This window comes from Micromonospora sp. NPDC018662, assembly GCF_044391475.1.
GTDB lineage: Bacteria > Actinomycetota > Actinomycetes > Mycobacteriales > Micromonosporaceae > Micromonospora.
The window spans coordinates 113489-137639 of the sequence record NZ_JBISAC010000014.1; the positions used below are offsets into that span (position 1 = coordinate 113489).

Annotated in this window: 23 protein-coding genes; 15 read left to right on the forward strand and 8 right to left on the reverse strand. The window is 74.1% G+C overall.

Translation table 11 applies throughout. The features are described from left to right. The first annotated feature begins 37 nt into the window (after positions 1-37). From ACH495_RS28965 to ACH495_RS28995, 7 genes are read left to right on the forward strand one after another with little or no spacing between them, the layout of a single operon-like run. Positions 38-835, forward strand: a complete 798-nt coding sequence (locus ACH495_RS28965; protein WP_396860875.1) for a 2-keto-4-pentenoate hydratase — start codon at positions 38-40, stop codon at positions 833-835. Then, positions 832-1761, forward strand: coding sequence for an acetaldehyde dehydrogenase (acetylating) (locus ACH495_RS28970; protein ID WP_396860876.1), 930 nt, complete (start codon positions 832-834; stop codon positions 1759-1761). The genes ACH495_RS28965 and ACH495_RS28970 overlap by 4 nt, the downstream gene beginning before the upstream one ends. Then, complete coding sequence (gene dmpG, locus ACH495_RS28975; protein WP_396860877.1) at positions 1758-2819, forward strand: 4-hydroxy-2-oxovalerate aldolase; 1062 nt, start codon at positions 1758-1760, stop codon at positions 2817-2819. The genes ACH495_RS28970 and dmpG overlap by 4 nt, the downstream gene beginning before the upstream one ends. Further along, positions 2816-3589 (forward strand): 2-keto-4-pentenoate hydratase, encoded by a 774-nt coding sequence (locus ACH495_RS28980; protein WP_396860878.1) that lies wholly within the window; start codon positions 2816-2818, stop codon positions 3587-3589. The genes dmpG and ACH495_RS28980 overlap by 4 nt, the downstream gene beginning before the upstream one ends. Next, positions 3586-4008 (forward strand): RidA family protein, encoded by a 423-nt coding sequence (locus tag ACH495_RS28985; protein WP_396860879.1) that lies wholly within the window; start codon positions 3586-3588, stop codon positions 4006-4008. Before ACH495_RS28980 ends, ACH495_RS28985 begins: the two co-directional genes overlap by 4 nt. Beyond that, positions 4005-4529 carry a 3-hydroxyanthranilate 3,4-dioxygenase gene (locus ACH495_RS28990; RefSeq protein WP_396860880.1) on the forward strand — a complete coding sequence of 175 codons (525 nt, stop codon included), beginning with the start codon at positions 4005-4007 and terminating at the stop codon, positions 4527-4529. The genes ACH495_RS28985 and ACH495_RS28990 overlap by 4 nt, the downstream gene beginning before the upstream one ends. Then, positions 4529-5638 carry an amidohydrolase family protein gene (locus ACH495_RS28995; RefSeq protein WP_396860881.1) on the forward strand — a complete coding sequence of 370 codons (1110 nt, stop codon included), beginning with the start codon at positions 4529-4531 and terminating at the stop codon, positions 5636-5638. The genes ACH495_RS28990 and ACH495_RS28995 overlap by 1 nt, the downstream gene beginning before the upstream one ends. A gap of 64 nt (positions 5639-5702) precedes the next feature. Here the strand turns inward: ACH495_RS28995 and ACH495_RS29000 are convergent, their stop codons facing one another. Continuing rightward, positions 5703-6656, reverse strand: coding sequence for an alpha/beta hydrolase (locus ACH495_RS29000; protein WP_396860882.1), 954 nt, complete (start codon positions 6654-6656; stop codon positions 5703-5705). Positions 6657-6842: 186 nt separating this feature from the next. Here ACH495_RS29000 and ACH495_RS29005 point away from each other — a divergent pair, with 186 nt between their 5' ends. From ACH495_RS29005 to ACH495_RS29015, 3 genes are all read left to right on the forward strand, one after another. After that, positions 6843-8306, forward strand: coding sequence for an amidase (locus tag ACH495_RS29005; RefSeq protein WP_396860883.1), 1464 nt, complete (start codon positions 6843-6845; stop codon positions 8304-8306). 73 nt (positions 8307-8379) lie between these two features. Continuing rightward, positions 8380-8664, forward strand: coding sequence for a hypothetical protein (locus ACH495_RS29010; RefSeq protein WP_107155923.1), 285 nt, complete (start codon positions 8380-8382; stop codon positions 8662-8664). Continuing rightward, positions 8651-9064, forward strand: coding sequence for a DUF5130 family protein (locus ACH495_RS29015; RefSeq protein WP_091069547.1), 414 nt, complete (start codon positions 8651-8653; stop codon positions 9062-9064). The genes ACH495_RS29010 and ACH495_RS29015 overlap by 14 nt, the downstream gene beginning before the upstream one ends. Positions 9065-9124: 60 nt before the next feature. On the opposite strand, the gene ACH495_RS29020 is transcribed toward ACH495_RS29015, so the two are convergent. Together ACH495_RS29020 and pepN are read right to left on the reverse strand one after the other, a co-directional pair. After that, positions 9125-9688 carry a Uma2 family endonuclease gene (locus ACH495_RS29020; protein ID WP_396860884.1) on the reverse strand — a complete coding sequence of 188 codons (564 nt, stop codon included), beginning with the start codon at positions 9686-9688 and terminating at the stop codon, positions 9125-9127. 85 nt (positions 9689-9773) lie between these two features. Beyond that, positions 9774-12320, reverse strand: a complete 2547-nt coding sequence (gene pepN / locus ACH495_RS29025; protein ID WP_396860885.1) for an aminopeptidase N — start codon at positions 12318-12320, stop codon at positions 9774-9776. Positions 12321-12548: 228 nt separating this feature from the next. Between pepN and ACH495_RS29030 the strand changes: the two genes are divergently transcribed. From ACH495_RS29030 to ACH495_RS29045, 4 genes are all read left to right on the forward strand, one after another. Then, complete coding sequence (locus ACH495_RS29030; RefSeq protein WP_396860886.1) at positions 12549-13172, forward strand: disulfide bond formation protein DsbA; 624 nt, start codon at positions 12549-12551, stop codon at positions 13170-13172. A 191-nt stretch (positions 13173-13363) separates the two neighbouring features. Then, the gene (locus tag ACH495_RS29035; protein ID WP_396860887.1) at positions 13364-13663 is read left to right on the forward strand and encodes a hypothetical protein; all 300 of its coding nucleotides are present in this window, start codon (positions 13364-13366) and stop codon (positions 13661-13663) included. 126 nt (positions 13664-13789) lie between these two features. Continuing rightward, positions 13790-14989 (forward strand): DUF1015 family protein, encoded by a 1200-nt coding sequence (locus tag ACH495_RS29040; RefSeq protein WP_396860888.1) that lies wholly within the window; start codon positions 13790-13792, stop codon positions 14987-14989. A gap of 77 nt (positions 14990-15066) precedes the next feature. Next, positions 15067-15537 (forward strand): ribose-5-phosphate isomerase, encoded by a 471-nt coding sequence (locus ACH495_RS29045; RefSeq protein WP_343445543.1) that lies wholly within the window; start codon positions 15067-15069, stop codon positions 15535-15537. Between the two features lie 112 nt (positions 15538-15649). Here the strand turns inward: ACH495_RS29045 and ACH495_RS29050 are convergent, their stop codons facing one another. Together ACH495_RS29050 and ACH495_RS29055 are read right to left on the reverse strand one after the other, a co-directional pair. Then, positions 15650-15991, reverse strand: coding sequence for a hypothetical protein (locus ACH495_RS29050; RefSeq protein WP_396860917.1), 342 nt, complete (start codon positions 15989-15991; stop codon positions 15650-15652). A gap of 353 nt (positions 15992-16344) precedes the next feature. Further along, positions 16345-17565 (reverse strand): GNAT family N-acetyltransferase, encoded by a 1221-nt coding sequence (locus tag ACH495_RS29055; RefSeq protein WP_396860918.1) that lies wholly within the window; start codon positions 17563-17565, stop codon positions 16345-16347. A 100-nt stretch (positions 17566-17665) separates the two neighbouring features. Here ACH495_RS29055 and ACH495_RS29060 point away from each other — a divergent pair, with 100 nt between their 5' ends. Further along, on the forward strand, positions 17666-18205 hold the full coding sequence (locus ACH495_RS29060; protein ID WP_396860889.1) for a hypothetical protein: 540 nt from the start codon (positions 17666-17668) through the stop codon (positions 18203-18205). 57 nt (positions 18206-18262) lie between these two features. Here the strand turns inward: ACH495_RS29060 and ACH495_RS29065 are convergent, their stop codons facing one another. The 3 genes from ACH495_RS29065 to ACH495_RS29075 form a co-directional block, all read right to left on the reverse strand. Further along, complete coding sequence (locus ACH495_RS29065; RefSeq protein ID WP_396860890.1) at positions 18263-18754, reverse strand: hypothetical protein; 492 nt, start codon at positions 18752-18754, stop codon at positions 18263-18265. Between the two features lie 257 nt (positions 18755-19011). After that, entirely contained in the window at positions 19012-21117 is a 2106-nt protein-coding gene (locus ACH495_RS29070; protein ID WP_396860891.1) for a M14 family zinc carboxypeptidase, read from the reverse strand. 115 nt (positions 21118-21232) lie between these two features. Continuing rightward, positions 21233-24112: an Hsp70 family protein gene (locus ACH495_RS29075; RefSeq protein WP_396860892.1), complete on the reverse strand. Its 2880-nt coding sequence runs from the start codon at positions 24110-24112 to the stop codon at positions 21233-21235. Positions 24113-24151: the final 39 nt, after the last annotated feature.

Below are 24151 nucleotides of genomic sequence, written 5' to 3' on the forward strand. Positions count from 1 at the left end.
TGGCCGGCAGCCCGAGGACCGTGAGCGAGGAGCCGACATGACCGTGGACATCGAGGCCGCCAACCGGGAGCTGGCGGTGGCCCGGCAGGAGGGCAGACCCTGCCCGCCGCTGCGTGGCCGGCTGCTGCCGGAGGGCGACGTCGAGGCCGCCTACCAAGCGCAGCAGGTCTACACCCGGCAGCGGCTGGGCAAGGGCCACCGCCGGGTCGGCGCGAAGATCGGCCTGACCTCGCGGGCCGTGCAGGAGAGCTTCGGCGTCTTCCAGCCCGACTTCGGGGTGCTCTTCGACGACATGGCCGTCGGTGACGGCGTGGAGGTGCCGATCGACCGGCTGCTCCAACCGCGGGTGGAGGCGGAGATCGCCTTCGTGCTCGGCGCCGACCTGCCGGACGAGCGGGTCACCACTGTCGACCTGATCCGGGCCGTGGACCACGTGCTGCCGGCGATCGAGATCGTCGACTCGCGGATCGCCGGCTGGGACATCTCCATCGTGGACACGGTGGCGGACAACGCCTCAAGCGGGCTCTTCGTGCTCGGCACCGCGCCGCGCCGGCTGGCCGACGTGGACCTGCGGCTGTGCGGGATGGTGCTGGAGCACGCCGGGGAGCCGGTCTCGGTGGGCGCGGGCGCGGCCTGCCTCGGCAACCCGCTGCACGCGCTGGAGTGGCTGGCCGCCACGCTGGCCCGCGCCGGTGACCCGCTGAAGGCCGGTGACGTGGTGCTCTCCGGCGCGCTCGGCCCGATGGTGCCGGTCACGCCCGGCGCGGCGTACGAGGCCCGGATCTCCGGGCTCGGCTCGGTGCGTACCTGCTTCTCGAAGGAGGGAATCTCATGAGCGTCGGTGTGGCGGTGCTCGGGTCGGGCAACATCGGCACCGACCTGATGATCAAGGTGCTCCGGCTCAGCACCGAGCTGCGGATGGTGGCGATGGCCGGCATCGACCCGGCCTCCGACGGTCTGGCCCGGGCCCGCCGGCTCGGCGTGACCACCACCGCCGAGGGCGTGGACGGGCTGGTCGCGTTGCCCGAGTTCGCCGACGTCGAGCTGGTCTTCGACGCCACCTCGGCCGGCGCGCACCGCCGCCACGACGAGGTGCTGCGCGCGCTCGGCCGGACCGTCGTCGACCTGACCCCGGCCGCGATCGGCCCGTACGTGGTGCCGCCGGTCAACTCCGACGAGCACCTGGGCGAGCCGAACGTCAACATGGTCACCTGCGGCGGGCAGGCCACCGTGCCGATCGTGCACGCGGTCGGCCGGGTCACCGCGGTCGCGTACGGGGAGATCGTCGCGTCGATCGCCTCGAAGTCGGCCGGGCCGGGCACCCGGGCCAACATCGACGAGTTCACCGAGACCACCGCGCGGGCCATCGAGGTGGTCGGCGGCGCCGAGCGCGGCAAGGCGATCATCGTGCTGAACCCGGCCGACCCGCCACTGCTGATGCGGGACACCGTCTACTGCCTCTGCCCGGACGCCGACGCCGACCGGGCCGCGATCGCCGCCTCGGTGGCCGACATGGTCAAGGCCGTGCAGGAGTACGTGCCCGGCTACCGGCTCAAGCAGGAGGTGCAGTTCGACCCGGTGGACACGTACGCGCCGGTGCTCGGCCGGCACGTCACCGGATTGCAGGTGTCGGTGTTCCTGGAGGTCTCCGGCGCCGGGCACTACCTGCCCGCGTACGCCGGGAACCTGGACATCATGACGTCGGCCGCGCTGCGCACCGCCGAGCGGCTGGTCACGCTCCGGAAGGCGGCTGTGCGATGACCGACCTCTACATCCAGGACGTGACGCTGCGCGACGGCATGCACGCCATCGGCCACCGCTACACGGTCGACCAGGTACGCACCATCGCCGCCGCGCTCGACGCCGCCGGGGTGGCCGCCATCGAGGTGGCGCACGGCGACGGGCTGGCCGGCTCCAGCGTCAACTACGGCCATGGCGCGGCCTCCGACGCCGAGTGGATCTCGGCCGCCGCCGAGGTGCTGACGAACGCGCGGCTCACCACGCTGCTCCTGCCCGGCATCGGCACCATCGCCGACCTGAAGGCGGCGAAGGCGCTCGGCGTGACCAGCGTGCGGATCGCCACCCACTGCACCGAGGCGGACATCTCCGCCCAGCACATCGCCTGGGCGCGGGAGAACGGCATGGACGTCGCCGGGTTCCTGATGATGTCGCACCTGAACGACCCGGCCGGGCTGGCCGCGCAGGCCAAGCTGATGGAGTCGTACGGCGCGCACTGCGTCTACGTCACCGACTCCGGCGGGCGGCTGCTGATGTCCGACGTGGCGCAGCGCGTCGACGCGTACCGGCAGGTGCTGGCGCCGGAGACGCAGATCGGCATCCACGCGCACCACAACCTGTCGCTGGGCGTGGCGAACAGCGTGCTGGCGGTCGAGCACGGCCGGATCCTCGGCGCCGGCCCGGTCGGCCCGGACGCCGCGCACGGGCGCACCGTGCGGGTGGACGCGTCGCTGGCCGGCATGGGCGCGGGCGCCGGCAACGCGCCGCTGGAGGTCTTCGTGGCGGTCGCCGAGTTGCACGGCTGGAAGCACGGCTGCGACGTGTTCGCGCTGATGGACGCCGCCGACGACCTGGTCCGCCCGTTGCAGGACCGGCCGGTCCAGGTCGACCGGGAGACGCTCTCCCTGGGGTACGCGGGCGTCTACTCCAGCTTCCTGCGCCACGCCGAGCGGGCCTCGGCGAAGTACGGCGTGGACGTGCGCTCGATCCTGGTGGAGCTGGGCCGCCGCCGGATGGTCGGCGGCCAGGAGGACATGATCGTGGACGTGGCACTGGACCTGGCCGGTAAGGAGAACTCATGATCGGGCCGGACGTCGCGGGGATCGCCGAGAAGCTGGGCGCGGCGGCCGACTCCGCCACCGCCATTCCGCAGCTCGCCGCCGAGACCGGCCTCGACGTGGACGCGGCGTACGCGGTGCAGGCCGCGCTGGTGCAGCGTCGCCTCGACCGCGGCGAGCGGCTGGTCGGGCTCAAGATGGGGCTGACCAGCAAGGCCAAGATGGCCCAGGTCGGGGTGGACGAGGTGATCTGGGGCCGGCTGACCGACGTGATGCGGGTGCCGGACGGCGGCTCGGTCGACACCGGCGACTTCATCCATCCCCGGGTCGAGCCGGAGGTGGCGTTCCTGCTGGACCGGCTGCCCGAGCCCGGCGAGCCGGTCGGCTCGTTCACCCGGGCCGTCCGCGCGGTCGCCCCGGCGATCGAGCTGATCGACTCCCGGTACGCGAACTTCACGTTCTCGCTGCCGGACGTGGTCGCGGACAACACCTCGGCCGCCGCGTTCGCGATCGGACCCTGGTCACCGGTGCCGGACGGGCTGGACAATCTGGGGGTGCTGTTGGAGATCGACGGGCGGGTGGCGCAGGTCGGCTCCACCGCGGCCATCCTCGGCGACCCGCGTCGCGCGCTCGACGAGGGCCTGCGGCTGGCCGGCCGGCACGGTGTCCGGATGCGCAAGGGCTGGGTGTTCCTGGCCGGCGCGGCGACCGCCGCGGTGCCGCTGCGGCCGGGCGCGCACGTGCGCGCCATCGTGGAGAAGCTCGGGTCCGCCTCCCTGAAGGCCCGCCCATGAGCAGCCGGGTGGTGGCCGGGAAGGCCGTGCCGCGCGGGGCGTTCCCGCACGTCAAGGTGGCCGGCGGGTTCGTCTTCGTCTCCGGTACGTCGTCGCGCCGGCCGGACAACACGTTCGCCGGTGTGTCGGTGGACGAGTTCGGCACCACCGACCTGGACATCCGGGCGCAGACCCGGGCCGTGATCGAGAACATCCGGGACCTGCTCCGGTCGGTCGGCGCCGAGCTGACCGACCTGGTGCAGGTCACCAGCTACCTGGTCAACATGAACGACTTCGGTGGCTACAACGCGGTGTGGGCGGAGTTCTTCGACGCCACCGGGCCGACCCGGACCACGGTGGCCGTGCACCAGCTTCCGCACCCGCACCTGCTGATCGAGATGCAGGCCGTGGCCCTACTGCCGTCGGGAGGTCCGTCATGAGTGAGATCGCCGAGCCGTTCAGCTTCACCGGCTGGATCGGGGAGAACCAGCACCTGCTCAAGCCGCCGGTGGGCAACAAGGAGATGCTGCCCGGCAGCGACGACTTCATCGTCATGGTGGTGGGCGGGCCGAACCAGCGCACCGACTTCCACGTCGACCCGTACGAGGAGTTCTTCTACCAGGTCAAGGGCAACATGCACATCAACCTGATGACGCCCGAGGGGCCGCGTACGGTGCACGTGCGCGAGGGTCAGATGTGGATGCTGCCGCGCAACACGCCGCACTCGCCGCAGCGTCCGGAGGCCGGCTCGATCGGCATGGTGATCGAGCGGGTCCGCGAGGAGGGCACGCTGGAGACGTTCCAGTGGTACTGCGCCGAGTGCAGCCACAAGGTGCACGAGGTCGAGTTGCAGGTGCGCGACATCGCCGCCGACCTGCCCCCGGTCTTCGCCGCGTTCTACGGCGACGAGAAGGCCCGCACCTGCGACAACTGCGGCGCGCTGCACCCGGGCAAGGGCTGATGCCGGTGCCGGTCGTCGACGTGCACACGCACGTCGTACCGAAGGGGTGGCCGGACCTCGGCGCGGCCTGCGGCGGGTCCGGCTGGCCCTGGTTGCGGGTGGACTCCGAACGTGCCGCCATGATCATGGTGGGGGAGACGGAGTTCCGGCCGGTCGGCGCGGCGTGCTGGGACGCGCCCACCCGGCTCGCCGACATGACCACCGACGGCGTCGACGTGCAGGTCGTCTCGCCGACCCCGGTCTTCTTCGGCTACGACCGCCCGGCCGACCAGGCGGTCAAGGTGGCCCGGATCTTCAACGACCTCACGCTGGAGGTCACCGCCGCCGGTGGTGACCGGCTGGTGCCGTTCTGTCAGGTGCCGCTCCAGGACGCCGACCTGGCCTGCGCCGAGCTGGACCGCTGCCTGGCGGCCGGGCACGTCGGGGTGGAGATCGGCAACCACGTCGGCGACCGGGACCTCGACGACGCCGGCATCGTGGCGTTCCTGACCCACTGCGCCGAGGTCGGCGCGCCGGTCTTCGTGCACCCGTGGGACATGCCCGGCGGCCCCCGCCTGAACCGGTGGATGGCCCGCTGGCTGACCGGGATGCCGGCGGAGACGCACCTGTCGGTGCTGGCGCTGATCCTTGGCGGCGTGTTCGACCGGGTGCCGGAGACGCTGCGGATCTGCTTCGCGCACGGCGGCGGCAGCTTCCCGTTCTGGCTGGGCCGCGCCGACAACGCCTGGCACCGCCGCGGCGACCTGGTACGCGGCGCGTCCACCGCACCGCCCAGCTCGTACGTCGACCGGTTCAGCGTCGACTCGGTGGTGTTCGAGCCGGCCGCGTTGCGGCTGCTGGTGGACACCATGGGCGCGGACCGGGTGCTGCTCGGCAGCGACTACCCGTACCCGCTGGGGGAGCGGCCGGTCGGGCAGGTGGTGCACCGGTCCGACTTCCTCACCGACGCGCAGCGGGCCGCGCTGCTGGGTGGCAACGCCCTGCGCTTCCTCGGCGCAGGCATGGCCGCCGGGCGGAGCGGGGCGATCCGGGAGCTGCTGTCGATCGATCGGGACTGGACGGGCATCGTCGACGACGACAAGGTGGCCGCGCCGGAGACGCTGGCCTGACGAAACGGGTGCGTCCGTCGCCTCCGGCGACGACAGACGCACCCGAAGCGCCGGGACCGACGGGTCAGGAGTGCGGGCAGGTGTCGCGGTACTCCTCGATGGCGCTGCCCCGGGGTGCCGGGCAGAGGAACTGCTCGTAGCGGGTGTCGTCGTCGACGAACCGCTTGAGCCAGGAGATGCTGTACTTCGCGACCGTCACGTTCGGCGAGGTCGGCGCCGAGTGGGTCGCCGCGTTCAACTCCAGGTACGCCTTGTCCAGCGTGGCCGGCAGGCTGGTGTAGAACGGCTCCGAGTGCGACGACACCGGTGCCACGGTGTCGTTCTCGGCGCCGACGACAAGCGTCGGCACGCGGACCGACGACCAGTTCTTCACGGTGTGCCAGCCGGTCAGCGGGATCGCCGCCTGGAGCGTGGGCCGGGCGTTGGCCGCCGACAGGCTGCCGCCGCCGCCCATCGAGTGCCCCATCACGGCCAGCCGGTTGCGGTCGACCCGGCTGCGGACCGCGCTGGTGGTGGCCACGTAGTCCAGGGCGGCCAGGAGTTGGGTGCCCCTGCTGGCCGGCTGGTCGTAGACGGAGAGCGTGTCGATGGTGATCACCACGAAGCCCTGGGAGGCCAGGCGCGGCCCGAGCCAGGCGACCGACGACTGGCTGGCGGTGAAGCCGGGCGAGACGGCCACCGCGCCGAACGTGCCCTCGGCGGTGCTGGTCGGGTAGTAGATCGTGCCGCCCCGGAAGCCGCTCACGCTCGACGCGGAGACCGTGGTCTGGGCGATGGCGAACGGACCCCGGGTGGCCTCGATGCTGGCCACCGTGGGCGCGGGACCCCGCTCGTAGGGGTTCGCGGCCAGCGCGGTGGCGGGGGCCCCGTCGCGGGCCCCGGCCGGCGTCGCGGGCAGCGCGGCGAGACCGGCGGCGGTCAGGGCGAGGGCGAGCAGCGGGCGGAGGGCACGCGGGAGGCGGCGGCGGGCCGGCCGGGTCGGGGGTGGGGCGCTCTGCGAGTCGGGTACGGGTTGCACGGCACGCTCCCTGGGGTGGTGGTGGCGGTGGTATCGATCGGATCTGATCGATGCGTCAATCCTCCGCGCCCGAGGCCCGGGCCGGACCATCCCGATCCGGTCATGCCAGCCGGGTATGGGCCGGGCCGCCGCCCGGCCGGACGTGTCGCCCGGCCGTCCGGCCGTCGAGCGGGCAGGATGGTGGCCATGGCCGAGCCGCACGACCTGACCGCGCTGGAACAGGCCGCCGCGATCCGCCGGGGCGAACTGTCCAGCCTGGAACTGGTCGAGCACCACCTCCGCCGGGTCGACGCGCTCGGCGACACCGTCGGCGCGTTCGTCACGGTCACCGCCGAGCGGGCCCGGGCCGCCGCGCGGGCCGCCGACGCCGCCCCGGCGGGCGAGCGCGGGCCGCTGCACGGGGTGCCGACCGCGATCAAGGACCTGACGCTGACCGCCGGCGTACGGACCACGTTCGGCTCGGCCGCGTTCGCCGACTTCGTCCCGCCGGTCGACGCCGACGTGGTCCGCTTCCTGGCCGGCGCCGGGCTGGTCAGCCTCGGCAAGACCACCACCTCCGAGCTGGGCTGCTCGCTCTACTCCGAGGGGCTCATCGCGCCACCGGCCCGCAACCCGTGGGACCTGGCGTACACCGCGGGCGGATCCAGCGGCGGCGCGGCGGCCGCGGTCGCCGCCGGCCTGGTGCCGGTCGCGCAGGGCTCCGACGGCGGCGGCTCGCTGCGCATCCCGGCCGCGCTCTGCGGCCTGGTCGGCCACAAGCCGAGCCGGGGCCTCGTCTCCGGCGGCCCGCTCGGCTTCGGCGCGTTCGGGCTGCCCACCAACGGTCCGCTCGGCCGCACCGTCGCCGACGTGGCGGCGCTGCTCGACGTGCTGGCGCGACCGGTGCCCGGCGAGCCCTACCTGCCGCCGGCCGCGCCCGCCGACGGCTACCTCGGCGTTGCCCGCGCCGCCCGGCCCGGCCGGCTGCGGATCGGCCGCTTCACCACGCCGATGCTCGCCGCCGAGCCGGTCCACCCCGACTGCGTGGCCGCCGTCGACCGGGCCGCCGCGCTGCTCGCCGACGCCGGCCACGACGTGGTCGAGGTCCCCGCGCCGCTCGGCCCGGAGGCGTGGCCGCTGTTCGAGACCGTCTGGTACGCGCTGGCGCTCGCCCCCGTCCCGGCCGGGCGGGAGGGTGAGCTGCTGCCGCTGACCCGGTTCCTGCGCGAGCGCGGCGCGGCGGTCGGCGCCGCCCGACTGATGGCCGCGCTCGGCGAACTCCAGGCCCAGGTACGCCGCGGCGTGCGCCGGACCGCCGGCTGTGACCTGCTGCTCTGCCCCACGCTGGCGGCCCCGCAGGCGCCGGTCGGCGCGTTCGCCGCGCTCGACCCGGCGGAGGATTTCGACAGGCAACGGCGCTTCTCGCCGTACTGCGCGGTCTTCAACGTCACCGGCGACCCGTCCGTCTCACTGCCGGTCGGCCGGACCGCCGACGGCCTGCCGGTCGGCGTGCTGCTCACCGGCCGGTACGGCGACGACGCCACGCTGATCGCCACTGCCGCGCAACTGGAGCACTGCTGTGGCGGATGGGATCAGCACCCCGCAATCTGGCGGGCCGTCGACTCCGCTAACGTGAACATCACAAGCGAGGTCGGGCGCGGCCCGTCGTGACCGTCCACCCGACCCGGAACATTCCTGGTCTCTCTTCCGCCTGGGGGCGTTGGGATTGTCTGTTACCGAGACGTTGGTGGTCTTCGTCGGCATCCCGGTCGCCGCGGTGCTGGTGATCGCCGGTCTGGCGGCCGCCGGCAGCCGTGGCCACGGTGGCGGCGCCAAGCGCTACCGGCCGGGCCGGCCCTTCGACTTCACTCCGGTCTGGTTCCTGGGCCGCCCGGAGCAGCTGGCCGACTCGGCCGGCACCGCGCTGACCGCCGGCGCGCAGGCGCCGGCGCTGACCAGCCACAAGCAGGAGCAGGCCGGCCGGGAGGCGCCGGCCGGTGGAACCGGAGGCGCAAGTGACCGTTGGTGAAGCGCGGCCCACGACCGGGACGGGCACCCCGCCCGACGTGCTGGACGGGCCGTTCTCGACCCGGCAGCTCCTCCGCATCGACGAGGCGCTCCGCCTGGCCGACCAGGGCACCGGCCTGGTCTTCTCGGTCTACGTGGGCGGCCTCGACGAGCCGATCCGGGAGCACGCCGAGCGGCTGCACCGGCAGCTCGCCGACCCCGACCGGTCGGTGCTGATCGCGGTGTCGCCCAACCAGCGACAGCTCGAGATCGTCACCGGCAAGTACGCCCGCAAGCGCATCCCGGACACGTACGCGAAGCTGGCCGCCCTCTCCATGGTGGCGTCCTTCGGCGGCGGCGACCTGGCCGGCGGCGTCATCCAGGGCCTCGACCAGCTCGCCAGCCACGCCGGCAAGGGCTGACCGCCCGCAGACACGACGAAGCCCGGCCCGCGAACGCGTGGGCCGGGCTTTCTCGTGGTCTCAGCGGGGCCAGGCGGACGGGTCGAGCCGCATCGGCCACGGCTCGTCGAGCTGGACGGCGTCGTCCGGCCCGAGCGTGCCCGCCATGTTGTAGTGGACGCCCTTGACCAGTTGGTAGCGGTAGATCACCGGACCGAAGTCGCCCCGCTCCACCCGCCAGTAGTGCGGGATGCCTGCCTCGGCGTAGAGCGTAGGTTTGATCAGCCGGTCATACCGGCGGCTGCTCGGGGACTCGATCTCGACGACGAGAGCGACATCCGCGGGATGTGTCCACAAGCCGTCCGAGGGCGCGCTCGGCTTCAGAACGGAGATGTCCGGGATGAGATTGGCGACAGGTGCCCGAAGGCCGGCCTCCCGGATGACCCACCACCCGGCCGGCGCAGTTACCTGGAGCGCCGACCGGATCTCGTCGGCCAGAAGTTGATGCCCGTACCCGGGGGGTGGGGTCACGTGCAGACTCCCGTCGATGATCTCGTAGCGGTTCCCGTCCTCGGGGAGGTCGGACAGATCCTGCTCCTGCCACGGCCGCTCCGGGGGGCGCCACTCGTGGGTCGGTTGTGCCATCACGTCCACCTCCTCCGTACACGATAAACGGCCGGGGCCGGCGCGGGCTCCCACCCACGCCGGCCCCGGCCGTCGTACCCCTTGCTCAGGCGCTGCGGGCGTCCCGCTCGCGGGCCTTCAGCGCGCGGACCACGCCGTCGCGCCCCTCGGCCACCAGGCGGCGCAGCGACGCCGGCTGGCCGTCGCGGGCCAGCCACGCGTCGGTGGCCGCGACGGTCTCCTCGTCGACCAGGTACGACGGGTAGGCGAGCTGCACGAACTCCTGCGCCGGCTCGCTGTCCCGCTGCGCCCACACCTGGTCGACGGTGGCGAAGTAGCGCTCCCGGTAGGGCGCGGTCAGTTCCACCTGCGCCGGGTGGGTGAAGCCCTGCAACAGCGCCCGGTTGCGCCAGTTGGGCAGCGCGTCTGGGCCGGTGAGCTGCGCCCACACCGCGGCCTTGTTCGCCTCGGTCGGCACCAGCGCGTGCGCGTACGCGGCCTCCCGCTCGCCGCTGGCGGTGCGGTCGCCAGCCAGCTCGGCGTCCACGTCGGCGGCCCCGGCCGCGCCGTTGGCGACCAGTGACTGGAGCACCGTCCAGCGCAGCTCGGTGTCGACGGTCAGCCCGTCCGGCACCCCGCTGCCGTCCAGCCAGCCGCGCAGCGTCGCCAGGTCCTCGCCGGAGCGGGCCGCGGAGGCGTACGCCCGCGCCCAGGCGAGCTGGAAACCACTGCCCGGCTCGGCCGCGGCCAGTGCGGTCCGCGCGGTACGGGCCAGGTCGGCCCAGCCGGTCGGCGCCCACTCCGGGTCGGCGTAGAAGGTGAGCGCGGTGGTCGCCTGCCGCAGCGTGGCGGTCACCAGGTTGATGTCGTTCTCGGCGGTCAGCCCGGCCAGCACCAGCGCCACGTAGTCACGGGCCGACAGCTCGGCGTCGCGGGTCATGTCCCAGGCGGCCGTCCAGCACAGCGCCCGGGCCAGCGACGAGTCGAAGCCGCCGATGTGCTGCACCACCGTCGACATGGACCCTTCGTCCAGCCGCAGCTTGGTGTAGGTGAGGTCCTCGTCGTTGAGCAGCAGCACGTCGGCGGCGGGCTTGCCGTGCAGCGCGGACAGCTCGGTCAGCTCGCCGGTCACGTCCACCTCGACCAGCTCGCGCCGGGCCAGCCGACCGTCGGTCAGGTCGTAGAGACCCACCCCGATCCGGTGCGTCCGCAGCGTCGGGTGCCCGGCCGGTGCCTCCTGCCGCACCACCACCCGCTGGTACGCGCCGTCGGCGCCGATCGTCACCTCCGGGCGCAGCGTGTTGACCTGGGCGGTCTCCAGCCACTGGGCGGCGAACTTGCGCAGCTCGCGGCCGGAGGCCGCCTCCAGCTCGGAGAGCAGGTCGTCGAAGGTGGCGTTGCCCCAGGCGTGCTTGCCGAAGTAGGCCCGCAGGCCGGCCAGGAACGGCTCCTCGCCCACGTACGCGACGAGCTGCTTGAGCACGCTGGCGCCCTTGGCGTACGTGATGCCGTCGAAGTTGACCTCGACGGCCTCCAGGTCCGGCATCTCGCAGTAGACCGGGTGGGTGGAGGAGAGCTGGTCCTGCCGGTAGCCCCAGTTCTTGCGGATGGACAGGAACGTCGTCCAGGCGTCGGTGAAGCGGGTGGCGTGGGTGTTGCACCAGTGGCTGGCCCACTCGGCGAACGACTCGTTCAGCCAGAGGTCGTTCCACCAGCGCATGGTGACCAGGTCACCGAACCACATGTGGGCCAGCTCGTGCAGGATCGTGTTGGCCCGCTGCTCGTACTCGAAGTCGGTGACCTGCGAGCGGAAGATGTAGTGCGACTCGGCGTGCGTGACGCAGCCGAAGTTCTCCATCGCGCCGGCGTTGAAGTCCGGCACCCAGAGCTGGTCGTACTTGGGCAGCGGGTAGCGCACGCCGAACTTCTCCTGGAAGAAGTCGAAGCCCTGCGTGGTGATCAGGTGCAGGTCGTCGGCGTCCAGGTGCGGGGCCATGCTGGCCCGGCAGAAGTAGCCCATGTCGATGCCGTCGTGGGTGTGCCGCACCTCGTGGTAGGGCCCCGCGCACAGCGCGGTGATGTAGGTGCTCATCCGCTCGGAGACGGCGAAGTGCAGCGTCTTCATGCCCTCGTCGGCGGCCTCCTCGCGGGCCACCGGCATGTTCGACACGACCTTCCAGTGGTCCGGGACGGTGGCGTGCCAGGTGTAGACGCTCTTCAGGTCGGGCTGGTCGAAGCAGGCGAAGACCTTCTGCGCGTCGGCGGTCTCGAACTGGCTGTAGAGGTAGGTCTCGCCGTCGACCGGGTCGACCGTGCGGTGCAGGCCCTGCCCGCTGTTCGAGTAGGCGAAGTCGGCGTCGACCACGAGGACGTTCTCGGCGGCCAGGCCGGTCAGCGTGAGGCCCTTCTCGGCGGACCAGTCGGACAGGTCGACCGGCTCGCCGTTCAGCGTGGCCGACCGCACCGAGTCGGCGGCCGCCTCGATGAACGTGGTCGCTCCCGGCTCGGCGCAGCGGAACCGGACCTCGGTCACCGAGCGGAACGTGCGACCGGTGGGCTGCACGGCGGTCGACAGGTCAAGGCTGATGTCGTACCCGGTCACCTCGAGCAGGCGGGCCCGCTCGGTCGCCTCGACCTGGGTCAGGTTGCGCACTCCCGGCACTGTTCGTCTCCATCCCACTCGTCTCGCCGCGTCCCGCGGCACCGGCCTCCCCGGCCCGCTCGTGACGGGCGGTCGGAAACCGAGTCTTCCATGCACGCACCGCATTCGGTGGCCGAGGTCACGCTCTCATTCCGGTACCGGTCGATGCGGCGCGGGGTGAGGATCGGAGGGTGAAGGCGCCGGGACTCCGGCGCGGGAAAGACGTGAAGGGACGACACCGTGACCGAACGTGTCACCGCGGACATGTGGTTCGACCCGCTCTGCCCGTGGGCGTGGATCACCTCCCGCTGGTTGCTGGAGGTCGAGCAGGTCCGGGACGTGGACATCCGGTTCCACGTGATGAGCCTGTCCGTGCTCAACGAGGGCCGGGAGCTGCCCGAGGAATACCAGGACATGATGCGCAGGGGCTGGGGCCCGGTACGGGTGTGCATCGCCGTCGAGCAGGCGCACGGCGCCGAGGCGCTGGCGAAGCTCTACACCGCCATGGGCACCCGGATCCACCTCGGCAAGGAGGAACTGGGCCGGGACATGCTGGTCGGCGCGCTCACCGACGTCGGGCTGGACCCGGCACTCGCCGACGCCGCCGAGTCGACGCAGTACGACGACGCGCTGCGGGCCAGCCACGAGGCCGGCATGCGGCCGGTCGGCACCGAGGTGGGCACGCCGGTGGTCCACGCGCCCGGCCCGGACGGCGGCCAGGTCGCGTTCTTCGGACCGGTGATCACGCCGGCGCCGAAGGGCGAGGCGGCCGGCCGGCTCTGGGACGGCGTGCTGCTGGTCTCCGCCACCCCCGGCTTCTACGAGCTGAAGCGCACCCGCACCCAGGGCCCCATCTTCGACTGAGGTGTAAGGCGGGGCCCCCTGTTAACGCCTCCGGTAGAGGAGGGGGCCCCGCTTAACACCGCGCCGAGCCCCGCACCCGCCCGTCACCGGGCCGGTGCGGGGCTCGTTTCACCGGGTGTCCCAGCCGGCGGCCCGATGGACGCCGCGCCACGGCAGCTCCTGGAGGCGTACCCATGGGTAAGCACCGCCGCATGTCCGACGACGCGCCGCTGCCGGTGGCCGAGGACTCCGGTGCGACGTACTGGTCGGTGGTCGAGGGCGACTGGCCGGCCGGTGCGGCCGAGCTGGCCGACCTGCTGGCCCCGCCGATCGTGGTCGGTGTGGCGCGGGTGGTGGCCACCTCGCGGATGACCCCGCCGGTCGAGCCCGGCCGCGCCCCGAGCAGGTCCGCCGGCGGGGCGACGACGGTACGCCTCAACGCCGGTCCCCGCCCGTCCGCGCCGCCCCGTCGCCCGGCCGGTCCCGGCCGCCACCGCGACCCCGTCGCGTGAGCGCCGGCTGTTAAAAGGGGGCCCCGCCTCTACCGGAGGCGTTAAGAAGGGCCCCCTCCTTTCACCTGGTGGAAGGGGGCGAGTCCGGCGGCGGGGGCGGTGGGGGCGCGGGTAGCGTCAGCGGGCATGACGGTCGTGCATCCGATCGCCCGGGCCTGGATCACCACTGGCGGCACCGGCGCGCAGAACTACGACGAATTCGCCGACGACGCGGAGATCACCGCCATCGTCGAGGCGAATCCGCACAGTGCCCTGGGCATCGAGATGCCCCACCGGGCGCCGGGCAGCCTGGGGAAGTCCTTCCTCGACGCGCTCCCGGACGCGGTGTCCCGCCTCGCCGAGGCCAAGGCGGACGGCAGTTACACCCCGGCCGAGCAGGTGGTGGTGCTCTACCGGATCAGCGCGCCGGGGGAGGAGAACGCGTACGGGCTGTGGGCCATGGTCGACACCGACCAGATCTCCACCCGCGCCGACGAGCCGGGCCTGGTGATCCGCAACGAGGACGTGTTCATCGCCAAGGTGCGGGAGCGCGTCGCGCTGGCCGAGGCCGTCGGCCACCTGCTCTCACCCGTACTCCTGCTCCAGACGGGGCGCGGCGACGAGCTGCACGCGGCGCTCGCGGCAGCGACCGAGACGGCCGGCGCGCCCGCCGCGACCGACGTCGACCAGTCCGGCCGGACGCACGCGATCTGGCTGGTCGGCCCCGGCCCCGTCCAGGACGAGCTGACCGCGCTGGCCGGCGGCGGCGAGCTGGTGGTCGCGGACGGCAACCACCGCAGCCTGGCGGCACAGACCGGCGGGTTCCCGCGCTTCCTCTCGGTGATCACCACGCCCGCGTCGGTCGCCATCCAGCCCTACAACCGGCTGGTCAGCGAGCTGACCACCACCCCGGACGAGCTGCTCGACCGGCTCCGCGCCGCCGGCGCCGAGGTCACCCCCACCGACGGCCCGGTCGGCGTCCCGGCCACCGGCGGCGCCGTGCACCTGCACCTCGCCGGCCGGGGGTACGCGGTGACGCTGCCGCACGTTGGCGCCGGCCGGCTGGAGAACCTCGACCACGCGCTTGTCGAGCGGCTGCTGCTGCGCGACGCGCTGGGCCTCGACCCGGGCGACAAGCGGATCACGTACGTGGGCGGCGACTACCCGGCGAGCTGGCTCACCGGCGAGGTCGACGCCGGCCGGGCCGAGCTGGCCGTCCTGGTGGCGCCGGTGACCGTGGACGACTTCGTCGCGGTCAACCTGGCCCGCGAGAAGATGCCGCGCAAGAGCACCTGGTTCACCCCGAAGGCGCGGGCCGGCCTGGTGGTCGCCGAACTGCCCCGCTGAGCACCCCGTGTGACGAATCCGCCTCCGGGTCGCCGCCCGCGCGTCGGCCCGGAGGCGGGCCTGTCAGACTGCGCGGTATGCGCGTCTATCTGGGATCCGACCACGCCGGTTTCGAGCTGAAGGTGCACCTGGCCAACCACCTGGCCAAGCAGGGCTACGAGGTGGTGGACGTGGGTCCGCACGCCTTCGACCCGGACGACGACTACCCGGCGTTCTGCCTGCACACCGGCGACCGGGTGGTCGGCGACCCGGGCAGCCTCGGCGTGGTGATCGGCGGCTCCGGCAACGGCGAGCAGATCGCCGCGAACAAGGTGGCCGGCGTCCGGGCGGCGCTCGCCTGGAACATCGACACCGCCCAGCTGTCCCGGGAGCACAACGACGCCAACGTCATCGCCATCGGCGCCCGGCAGCACACGCTGGACGAGGCAACCGCCCTGGTCGAGGCGTTCCTGACCACGGCGTTCTCCGGCAACCCCCGGCACAGCCGGCGCATCGCCCAGGTGGCCGACTACGAGCAGAGCCGCCGGCTGCCCGAGCTGCCGGCCTGACGCGTCCGGCCGCGCCGGTACGGCCCGGGCTCGGCCGACTGCCGGCGCAGGCTCGGCCGTTCGCTGCCTTCGGCGCAGGCTCCGCCGGCGCGCTCGGTGCCCGGCGTGGTGGTCAGCGTCCGCCGCGCGGCAGGTCCTCGCGGGGCACCCAGTTACGGCGTACCAGCACCACCCGCGCCTCGGCCTCGGCGAGGTCGTCCTCGCTGGGGCGGGCGGCGTCCCGGGCCCGCAGTGCGGCGGTGACGCTCACCTGCGACGACCCCGAACCGACGAGGCCGCGTAGCCCCCGTTCACCCTCGTCGGCGGACGGGGTGCCGCGCCGTGCCCGAGGCTCCGACGACTCCAGCTCGGCGCGTCGGGCGCCGCGCGGCGACCTGGAGCCGTCGTCCGACGATTCCGGCTCGGCGCGTCGGGCGCCGCGGGGCGACCTGGAGTCGTCGTCCGACGATTCCAGTTCGGCGCGTCGGGCGCCGCGGGGCGACCTGGAGTCGTCGTCCGACGATTCCGGCTCGGCGCGTCGAGGGCTGCGCGGCGGCCGGGGTGCGACGTCGTCGTCGACCCCCGCCGTGCTCGCGCTCGTCTCCTCGGCCACCGGCGGCTCGATCGCCCCGCCGTGATGCCGCAGTCGCCGCCGCCGCCGTTCCGCCTCACCCATCCCCCGACCGTACCGCCCTGCCCCGCCGCCCACCCGCCCGTCGTCCCCGTCGGGCGATCATGAAGGTGGCCGGGACGATCCGGACGCGCCGCACCGTCAACTTCATGATCGCCGAGGCGTGGCCGGGGCCAGGGGGCGGGGGAGGGCAGGGGTCAGAAGACCTCCATGGGGGACGGGGCGCGGTGCCAGGTGAAGGCGGGGGTGGTGGCGGTGAGGGTGTCCGGGAGCAGCTCGCGGACACGGCCGGCGGCGGCCAGCGCGGCCGGCGTGGTGCCGCCCAGATGGAGTTCGCCGAGCGCACGGACGTCGCAGGCCAGCCCGGCCGGGGCGGTGGTGGCCGTGCACTCGGCGCCGGCCGGCCCGCCGACCAGCCGCCACCGGCCGGTGTTCTCCGGCAGCAGCTCGTCGGTCACCTCGATCACCACGTCCACGTCGGTGGCGTACCGGCGGGCGGCGAGCGCGGCCGGCACGTCCACCACCCGTACCCAGAGCGCGTCGGCGAGCTGCGGGGCGAGCTGACGTGGCTCGTCCACCAGGCGCAGCAGCGGCTCGTCCACGGCGGCGGTGGGGAACGACAGCCGCCGGGTCAGGTCGACGGAGAGCAGCAGCCGCCACAGTGCCACTGACGCCTCCGGCGTGACGGCCACCACCTCGCCGACCTGCACCTCGCCCCGGGGGACGTCGCCGGTCCAGCCCTCCTTCGTCCGGTAGAGCGCGTACCCGTCGAGCCCGTCCGGGCCGTCGTGCAGCAGCACCCGACGTTCGGTGGCACCGCCCCGTCGCCCCTTCGCATCCGCCAGCACGTACGCCCACCAGCGCTCGTCCCGCCGGGACCAGCCGGGGCGGTCGGCGCGCGCCCGCTCGTACAGCCGGGCCAGCTCGTCGGCGTGCGGGGCCGGCCGGTCCAGGCGCAGCGTGCCCTCGGCGGGCGTCGGAGCGGGCAGCCGCAGCCCGGTGGTGTCCGCGCTCAGCATCAGCCGCTGCGCCGCCGAGCCGTAGCCGAACCGGGGGTAGATGCGGCCCTCGCTCGCCCACAGCACCGCGACCGGCTCCCGGCCGGCGTCGCGGATCTCGCGCAACTGCCGCCGCATCAGCCCGGTGAGCAGGCCGCGTCGGCGATGCGTCGGGGCGACCGCCACCATGGTCACGTGCGCGGCCGGCACGCTGCCGCCCGGTACGGCCAGGTCGCGGCTGAACGCGGCGGCGTGCGCGACCGCCGTCCCGCCGTCGCGGACCAGCAGGGCGCGTTCCGGCTCGAAGATCGGGCGCTCGACCTCCTGCACCTCGGGGTCGAGGTCGCCGTGGAAGGAGAGCGCCAGCAACGCGGCGATCTCGTCGAAGTCGTCGGCCCGGGGCACCACCGCGTCGGTCATCGCCTGTGTGTACCCGATCACCGCCGGGGTCGGCACCCTATTTGCCGGGTGGCTACCCTCGACAACGGAGGCGGACGTCGGTCGAGGGGGAGGACGAAACATGGCGGACCAGACACAGCCGTGGGCGGAGCGCACCGTGGAGGTGCCGCCCCAGCCGGGGGTGGTGCCCTCCCAGCGGGACGCGTTCCAGCGCGGGGTGGCGGCGGTCGGCCGGCCGCGTACGCCCCGGACCGAGCAGTTCCCCACCGTCGAGCACGGGGGGTCCGACGACTGGGCCGACGCGCCGGCGCCGCGCCGGTCGATGAGCTGGCATCTCGCCCAGGCCCGCCGGGGCGGGGAGTGGAGCGCGGCCGGCACCCTGTTCGCGTTCGTCTGCTGGGGCATCTGGGCGATCTCCGGCCGGGGCAACCTGGTCGCCCCGCTGCTCACGTTCGTGCTCAGCCTGCTCACCGCGGTCGGCCTGTTCGCGCTGGCCCGGCTGCTCGGCCGGCTGATCCTGGAGCGGCAGCTCGGCCGGGTACGCCGCAGCGCGCGAGGCGCGCACATGATCACCGCGCTGTTCCTGGCCGGCGTCGGGGTGGCCTACCTCCAGCAGACCGAGTGGGTGGTCTCGGCCTGGAACTGGGTCACCGGCAACTGACGTCCGGACGCGCGGGCGGGCCGACTCCGGTTGCCGCCGCCCGCGCATCGGTACGGTTCAGAAGACGGTGGTGACCCCGGCCGCCTTGCAGGCCGCGTTGAAGTCCTCGCCGGCCTTGGCCATGGCGGGGTTGTCGGCGGCGGTGGCCGGGTCCGGCGCCGCCGCGGCCTTGGTGACCTCGACGCTGAACCGGCGCAGGGCGGTGGCCGCCTCGCCGTCACCCGCGGTCCTGGTCAGCGCGCTGACCTTCTGGCCCAGCTCGGTCATGATCTTCGCGATCTGGGTGTTCGTGTCGCCGCCGGACTGCATGGCGGTGACCAGCTTCGCCTTCATCTCGTCGCTGGTCTTCTTCGCGGACGCGCAGAGTTCCCTGTCGCTGACGGTGGTCACGGCGGCCGGTGAGGACGCCGCGGGGGAGGGGGTGGAGGCGGACGGGGCCGGCGCGGTGGGGGTCGCCGCGGCGTCGGCGTTCGTCGAGGTGTCCTGGCCGCCGCAGGCGCCGAGCGCCGTGACCGCGACGCAGGCCAGCACGACTGGGAAAATGCGCATCGATTTCACGTGCGCGCACGCTAGTGGATGCCGCTCTCTTGATCAACTACATTCGCGGCCGCTCGCCGCGGGCGGGCGGCGTGCTGCCGCCCGCCCCGGCTCCGGTCGCGGTACGCCGCGACGCCGGCCGTCACTCCACCAGGACGGCTGTCGCATTACCCGGCCCCGCCCGGTTCATCCGTCGCCCGTTGGGCTGAGGGCACCGCCGGCGCGGCAGACGCGGTCCCCGGCCGACGCGCCGGCCGGGGACCGCCGGCTCACCGTGCCCGGGCCGCGTAGTCGCGGGCCACCCGGACCAGCTCCACCAGGCCGCCGGCGTACTCCTGGGACTCGCCGTGCGCCTCGTCGAAGGGCGGCTGGAAACCGACGCCCTCCCACTGCCCGGTGGCCGCGTTCCAGCGGTCGTTGCCGACCTCGAAGTCCCACGCGAAGATGCCCAGCTCGTAGTAGAGCTGGTCGGCCGAGTTGCCGGCCGCCGAGTAGAGCACGTCGGCGACCGGCCCGGTCTGCGACGGCCAGGTGACGGTGCCGCGCTCGGTGGCGATGGCGCCGACGATGCGACGCGCGCTGGCCAGGAACAGCGTCGACTCGTCGATCGACGGACGCGGCAGCGTCACCCGGCCGTCCGCCCGGTACGCGCCGGGCGGCCACATGAAGTAGCCGCCGTAGGAGTGCACGTTCATCGCGAATTTGATGTTCGGATGCGCCCGGGCCAGGTCGATCACGTTGCGGCTCTCCGCCTCGGACAGCTCTGCGGTGCCGGCGTAGTTGCCGGACAGGCAGTTGGCGCTGGCGCCCACGTAGCCGTCGAAGAGCGAACCGACCGTGTAGTTGCGGTTGACGTCCACGCCCCAGTTGGTGCGGTACCTCGGGTCGCGGGCGGCGCCGGTGCAGTGGTTGACCAGGTTCTTGCGCTGGAGGTTGTAGTCGTGGAACGAGTAGTTCGCGCCGTCCGGGTTCACGGTCGGGATCACGAACACGTCCACCTGCTCCAGCAGTTGCCGGGTCGCCGCGTCGGTGCGGGCGTTGGCCAGCAGCCGTTCGGCGAACTCCAGCGTGACCAGCGGCGTCGCCCACTCCCGGGCGTGCTCCTGCGAGTACGCGAGCACCCCGACCCGGGAGCCGTCCCGGTGCTTGCCGATCCGCAGCGCCTGCACGGTCCACGGGCGGGCCGGCACCTCGGTGCCCTGGAGTCCGTCGTCGAGGCGTACCGGCCCGGCCACCGGCATCGGCAGCCCGGCCGAGCCGTCCTCCACGGTGGCCCGGAAGCGGGTGCCCTGCCGCGCGTTGATCACGGCGGCGACGTCGTCGGTGCTGCTGGTCACCTTGCCGGCGGCGTCGGTGGCCAGGGAGACCGTGAGCACCCGGTCCCGGTAGCGGACGGTCAGCGGACGACCGGGCCGGCCCGGGTCGACGGTGCGCGCCTGCACGCCGTTCATGCCCTGGTCGCCGAAGCGGACCGACTCCACGACCACAGCGGCGGCGGCCGGGTCGCCGAGGTACGCGGCGGCGGTACGGCGGTAGCCCTGGGTGCGGTTCGGCAGGTCGATGACGTCGACCAGGTCGCGGTACTGGCGGCCCAGCCGGGCGATCCGCGCCTTGATGTCGACAGGCGTCAGATAGGCGTCGATGAAGTCCTTCTGATAGCCGGCCGGCTGCGGCGGCGGGGCGGCGTTCGGCCAGCGCGCGGGCGTGATCGGCCGGCTCGTCCCGCCCAGGCTGGAGGTGGCGGTGAGCTGCACCGGGCGGCCGGGCACCGGCTGCGGCAGCGCGTAGTGGTACTGGTACTCACCCGAGTCCTCGAAGCGGTACAGCGGGAACGAGCCGGTGGCGCCGTCGGCCGTACGCCAGCTCACCGTGATCTCCACGTCCGGGTCGTCGGTGGCGGTGGTGGCCACCTGGGCCTGGAGGAACGTCTGCCCGCCGGTGGTCCACCAGTAGGCCTGGAGGACCTGGAGCGTGTCGGTCCCGTCGGCGGCGCGCAGCCCGGCCCGGGTGCGGGCCTGTGCGGCGCGGGTGCTCTCGGCGAGCCGCCGGGCGCCGTCGTCGGCGCGCTGCACCACCTGTAGCGCGCTCGCCCCCTGCCGGGTGAGGTCGGCGAGCTGCCGGCCGGTGAGGACGAGGTCGGCGATCGGGTGGCCGTCGCGGGAGCGGGGTCGGTTGGCCAGGTCGGCGCCGCCGGCGACCAGGCGGGCGAGCTGCGCCTCGTCGGCCAGGCGTACCCGGACCAGCGCGGTCTCGGCGGGGGCGAGGGTGATCGTGGGTGCGGCCGGCGCGGCCACGCCGGGACCGCTGTGGGACAGGGCGGCGGTGATCAGGATGCTGGTGGTGGCGAGTGCGGTCCACCGTCGTCGGACGAACAAGGTGCCTCCTGACGGACGTCGATCTCACTGACGTCCAGACCAGTCGAGGCATCGACGACTGTCAAGCTCACTTTCGGTCGCGCGGGTCGCGCGGGTCGCGCGCGGGTCGATTCGGTCAGCCGGCGAACCGGTACAGCCGGAACTCCTTCTCCGCGCCGCACACCAGCACCTCGGTGTTCCAGGAGCACGACTCGCTGCGGATCTGCTTCACCTCGCCCATCTCGACCGGCTTCCCGTCCACCGCCAGCCCGGCGAGCACGAGGTCGTCCTCGTAGCCGCTCGGCGCCTTGCCGAGGAGCAGCAGGTTCCCGGCGTCCAGCCGGACCGCCACGCCGTCCCGGTCGCGCAGCACCGGCTTACCGTCCGGGGCGAACACCGTCACCGCGTCCCGGGGCGTGTCCCGCGCGGCCAGCAGGTGGTCGCCGAGCGGAACCAGTCGCTCCGCCTGCGGGGCCGGCCAGCGCCGGCTGTCCTCGCCGTCGGCCACGACCACCACCCGGGTGCCGTCGGCGCCCGCGCTCGGCACCTCCAACAGGCAGGCGCGGTGCTCGCCGCAGGTGACCAGTGCCCGCGCCCGACTGTCCTGTTCCGTCGCCTCGTACCGCACGGCCGGCGTGCCGAGGCTGCCGAGGTCGTAGGAGACCAGCCGCAGGCCGCGGTCGCTCTCCGCCACGTACAGCCGGTCGTCGCGGGCGGCCACCGGGTCGTCCAGGTCGGCCACGTTGCCCCGGCTGCGCAGGATCTTCCCGTCGCCCATGGCCACCACCCGCACCGAGCGGTCCGCGCCCACCTGGACCAGCCGGTCGGCCTCGCCGGCCCACGGCGCACGCGGCGAGCCGTCCGGGTACGCCGCGCCGTCGAGCGCCTCCCCGGTGGCGACCGGCACCACCACGGTCCGGGCGTCGCCGTACTCGGTGCGCGGGTTGTCCTTCGACCACCGCTGCCGGCCGTCGTCCAGCCGCAGGCCGACCAGGCGGTTGCCGGCGCGGTCCAGCCGGACCACCGTGTCGGCGCCGACGAAGATCTGGTCGTCGCCCTGGATGCTGATGTCCCACCGCTGGTCGCCCGCGTCACCGTCGAGCACCACGAACGCTCGGGGCGTGCTGGCGCCGGCCGCGTCGGCCACCACGGCCACCCCGTCCGGCAGCGCCCGGATCCCCGCCCACCGCTCGGCGCTCACCCGGGTCTGCTTCTCCCAGACCCGCCGGCCGGTCCCGGCGTCCACCGCCACCACGTTGAGCCGGTCGTCGGGCAGCGACCAGGCCAGGTAGGCGCGGTCGCCCACCGTCGCGGTGAACATCCCGCCCGGTCGCTCGTCGCCCGCGGCCACGGTCTCGACCAGCGTCGGCGGGTGGAAGTCCAGCGCCGGATGCCGGTCCCGGAACACCCAGAACAGCGTCGCCGCCGCCACCCCGACCACCGCGAGCGCGGCGCCCAGCGCGAGCCAACGCCCCCGCCGGCCGCCGCGCGACGCGCCGTCCGCCGGGGCGGGGACCGGCGTCCCGGGCGTCCAACCCGGGGGTACGCCGGGAGCGGCGTACGCCGCCGCATCGTGACCGGGAGGCGTCACGGGGGACCCGCCGCTCCCGGCGTACGCCGGCGTGTGGTGACCGGGCGGCGCCGCCATCGGGGCGTACCCCGGATGGGTGGGGCCGGCCGGGTCGGCGACCAGCGTGCCGGGCGGCCCGGCCACGGTGGTCGCCGCGCCGGCGGTCGCGGCCCGGTCCTCCCTCGTCGGGCCGGGTGTCGGGTGGGCCACTGTCGAGTCCGGCGCCACCGCGCCACCGGCCGGCGGGCCCGGGGCGGCGAGGCTCGCGGGCGCGACCGGGGCCGGCCGGGTTCCGGGCCGGCCCTGGCGGGGCAGCGGCAGGTCGGTCAGCGCCCCCTCGGCGACCGGTAGTTCCGGCTGTTCCAGCACGGTCGGCGCGATGCCCAGCTCGGCGTGGAGCAGCCGGGCCACCAGCGGAATCCGGGTCGAGCCGCCGACCAGGAACAGGCCGGAGAGCTGTTCGGGCCGGATCCCGGCGGCGGCGGTCACCTGCCGGGTCTCGGCGACCGCGTGGGCGAGCAGCGGCGCGGCGAGACGCTCGAAGTCCGCCCGGGTCAACGACACGGCCGCCTCCACCCCGGGCACGGCCACCGGCGCGGCCATGACCCGGGAGAGCATCTCCTTGGCGCCGCGCACGTTGTCCCAGAGTTGCTGCCGGTCCCGCCGGTCGGCGGTGGTCGCCGGGTCGGTCAGCCGGGCCCACTGCCGGGGGTGGGCCGGGCGCACCAGCTCGCCGAGCCGCCCGAGCAGCGCCGCGTCCAGGTCGAGGCCGCCCAGGTCGGCGATCCCGCCGGTGGCGACCAGGTGGAACCCGGAGTCGCCCCACGGGTCGGCGCCCTCGTTGCGCAGCACCGCCACGTCGAGCGTGCCGCCGCCGAAGTCGAACACCGCCACCGCGCCGCCCACCGGCACCGGTCGGCGCAGCACCTGCGTGTAGTAGCGGGCCGCGGCCACCGGCTCGCGCAGCAGGCGGGTGCCGGGCGCGATCGGTCCGGCGAGCGTGTGCTCGGCCGCGGCCGGCCAGCCGGCGAGTTCCAGCGCGTCGTGCAGCACCTGCCGCCGGGGCGCGTCCCAGGCCGCCGGATGCGTCACCACCGCCGGGGGCAGCAGGCCGACCGCGGCCACCGCGGCGTCCGCGACCGCCCGCAGCGCCGTGGCCAGCAGTTCCGCCGGCCGGTACGCCCGACCGCCCAGCTCGACGGTCTCCTCGTCGACCCGGCGCTTCGGGTTCGGCTCGTAGCCGGCCGGGTCGGCCTGGGCCAGGCGCTGGGCGTCCCGGCCGACGTGCAGGTGGCCGGCGGTGTCGGAGTACACGCCGGACGGCAGGATCGGGTGGCCGTCCACCAGCAGCGGCCGGGTGGTCCCGTCCGGCCGGCGCAGCACCGCCACGGTGTTCGAGGTGCCGAGGTCCACGCCGAGGGCGACACCGTCCTGCTGGCCTGACATCCGTCACTACCTCCACCCGACGAGGGGCATGTCCGGCCC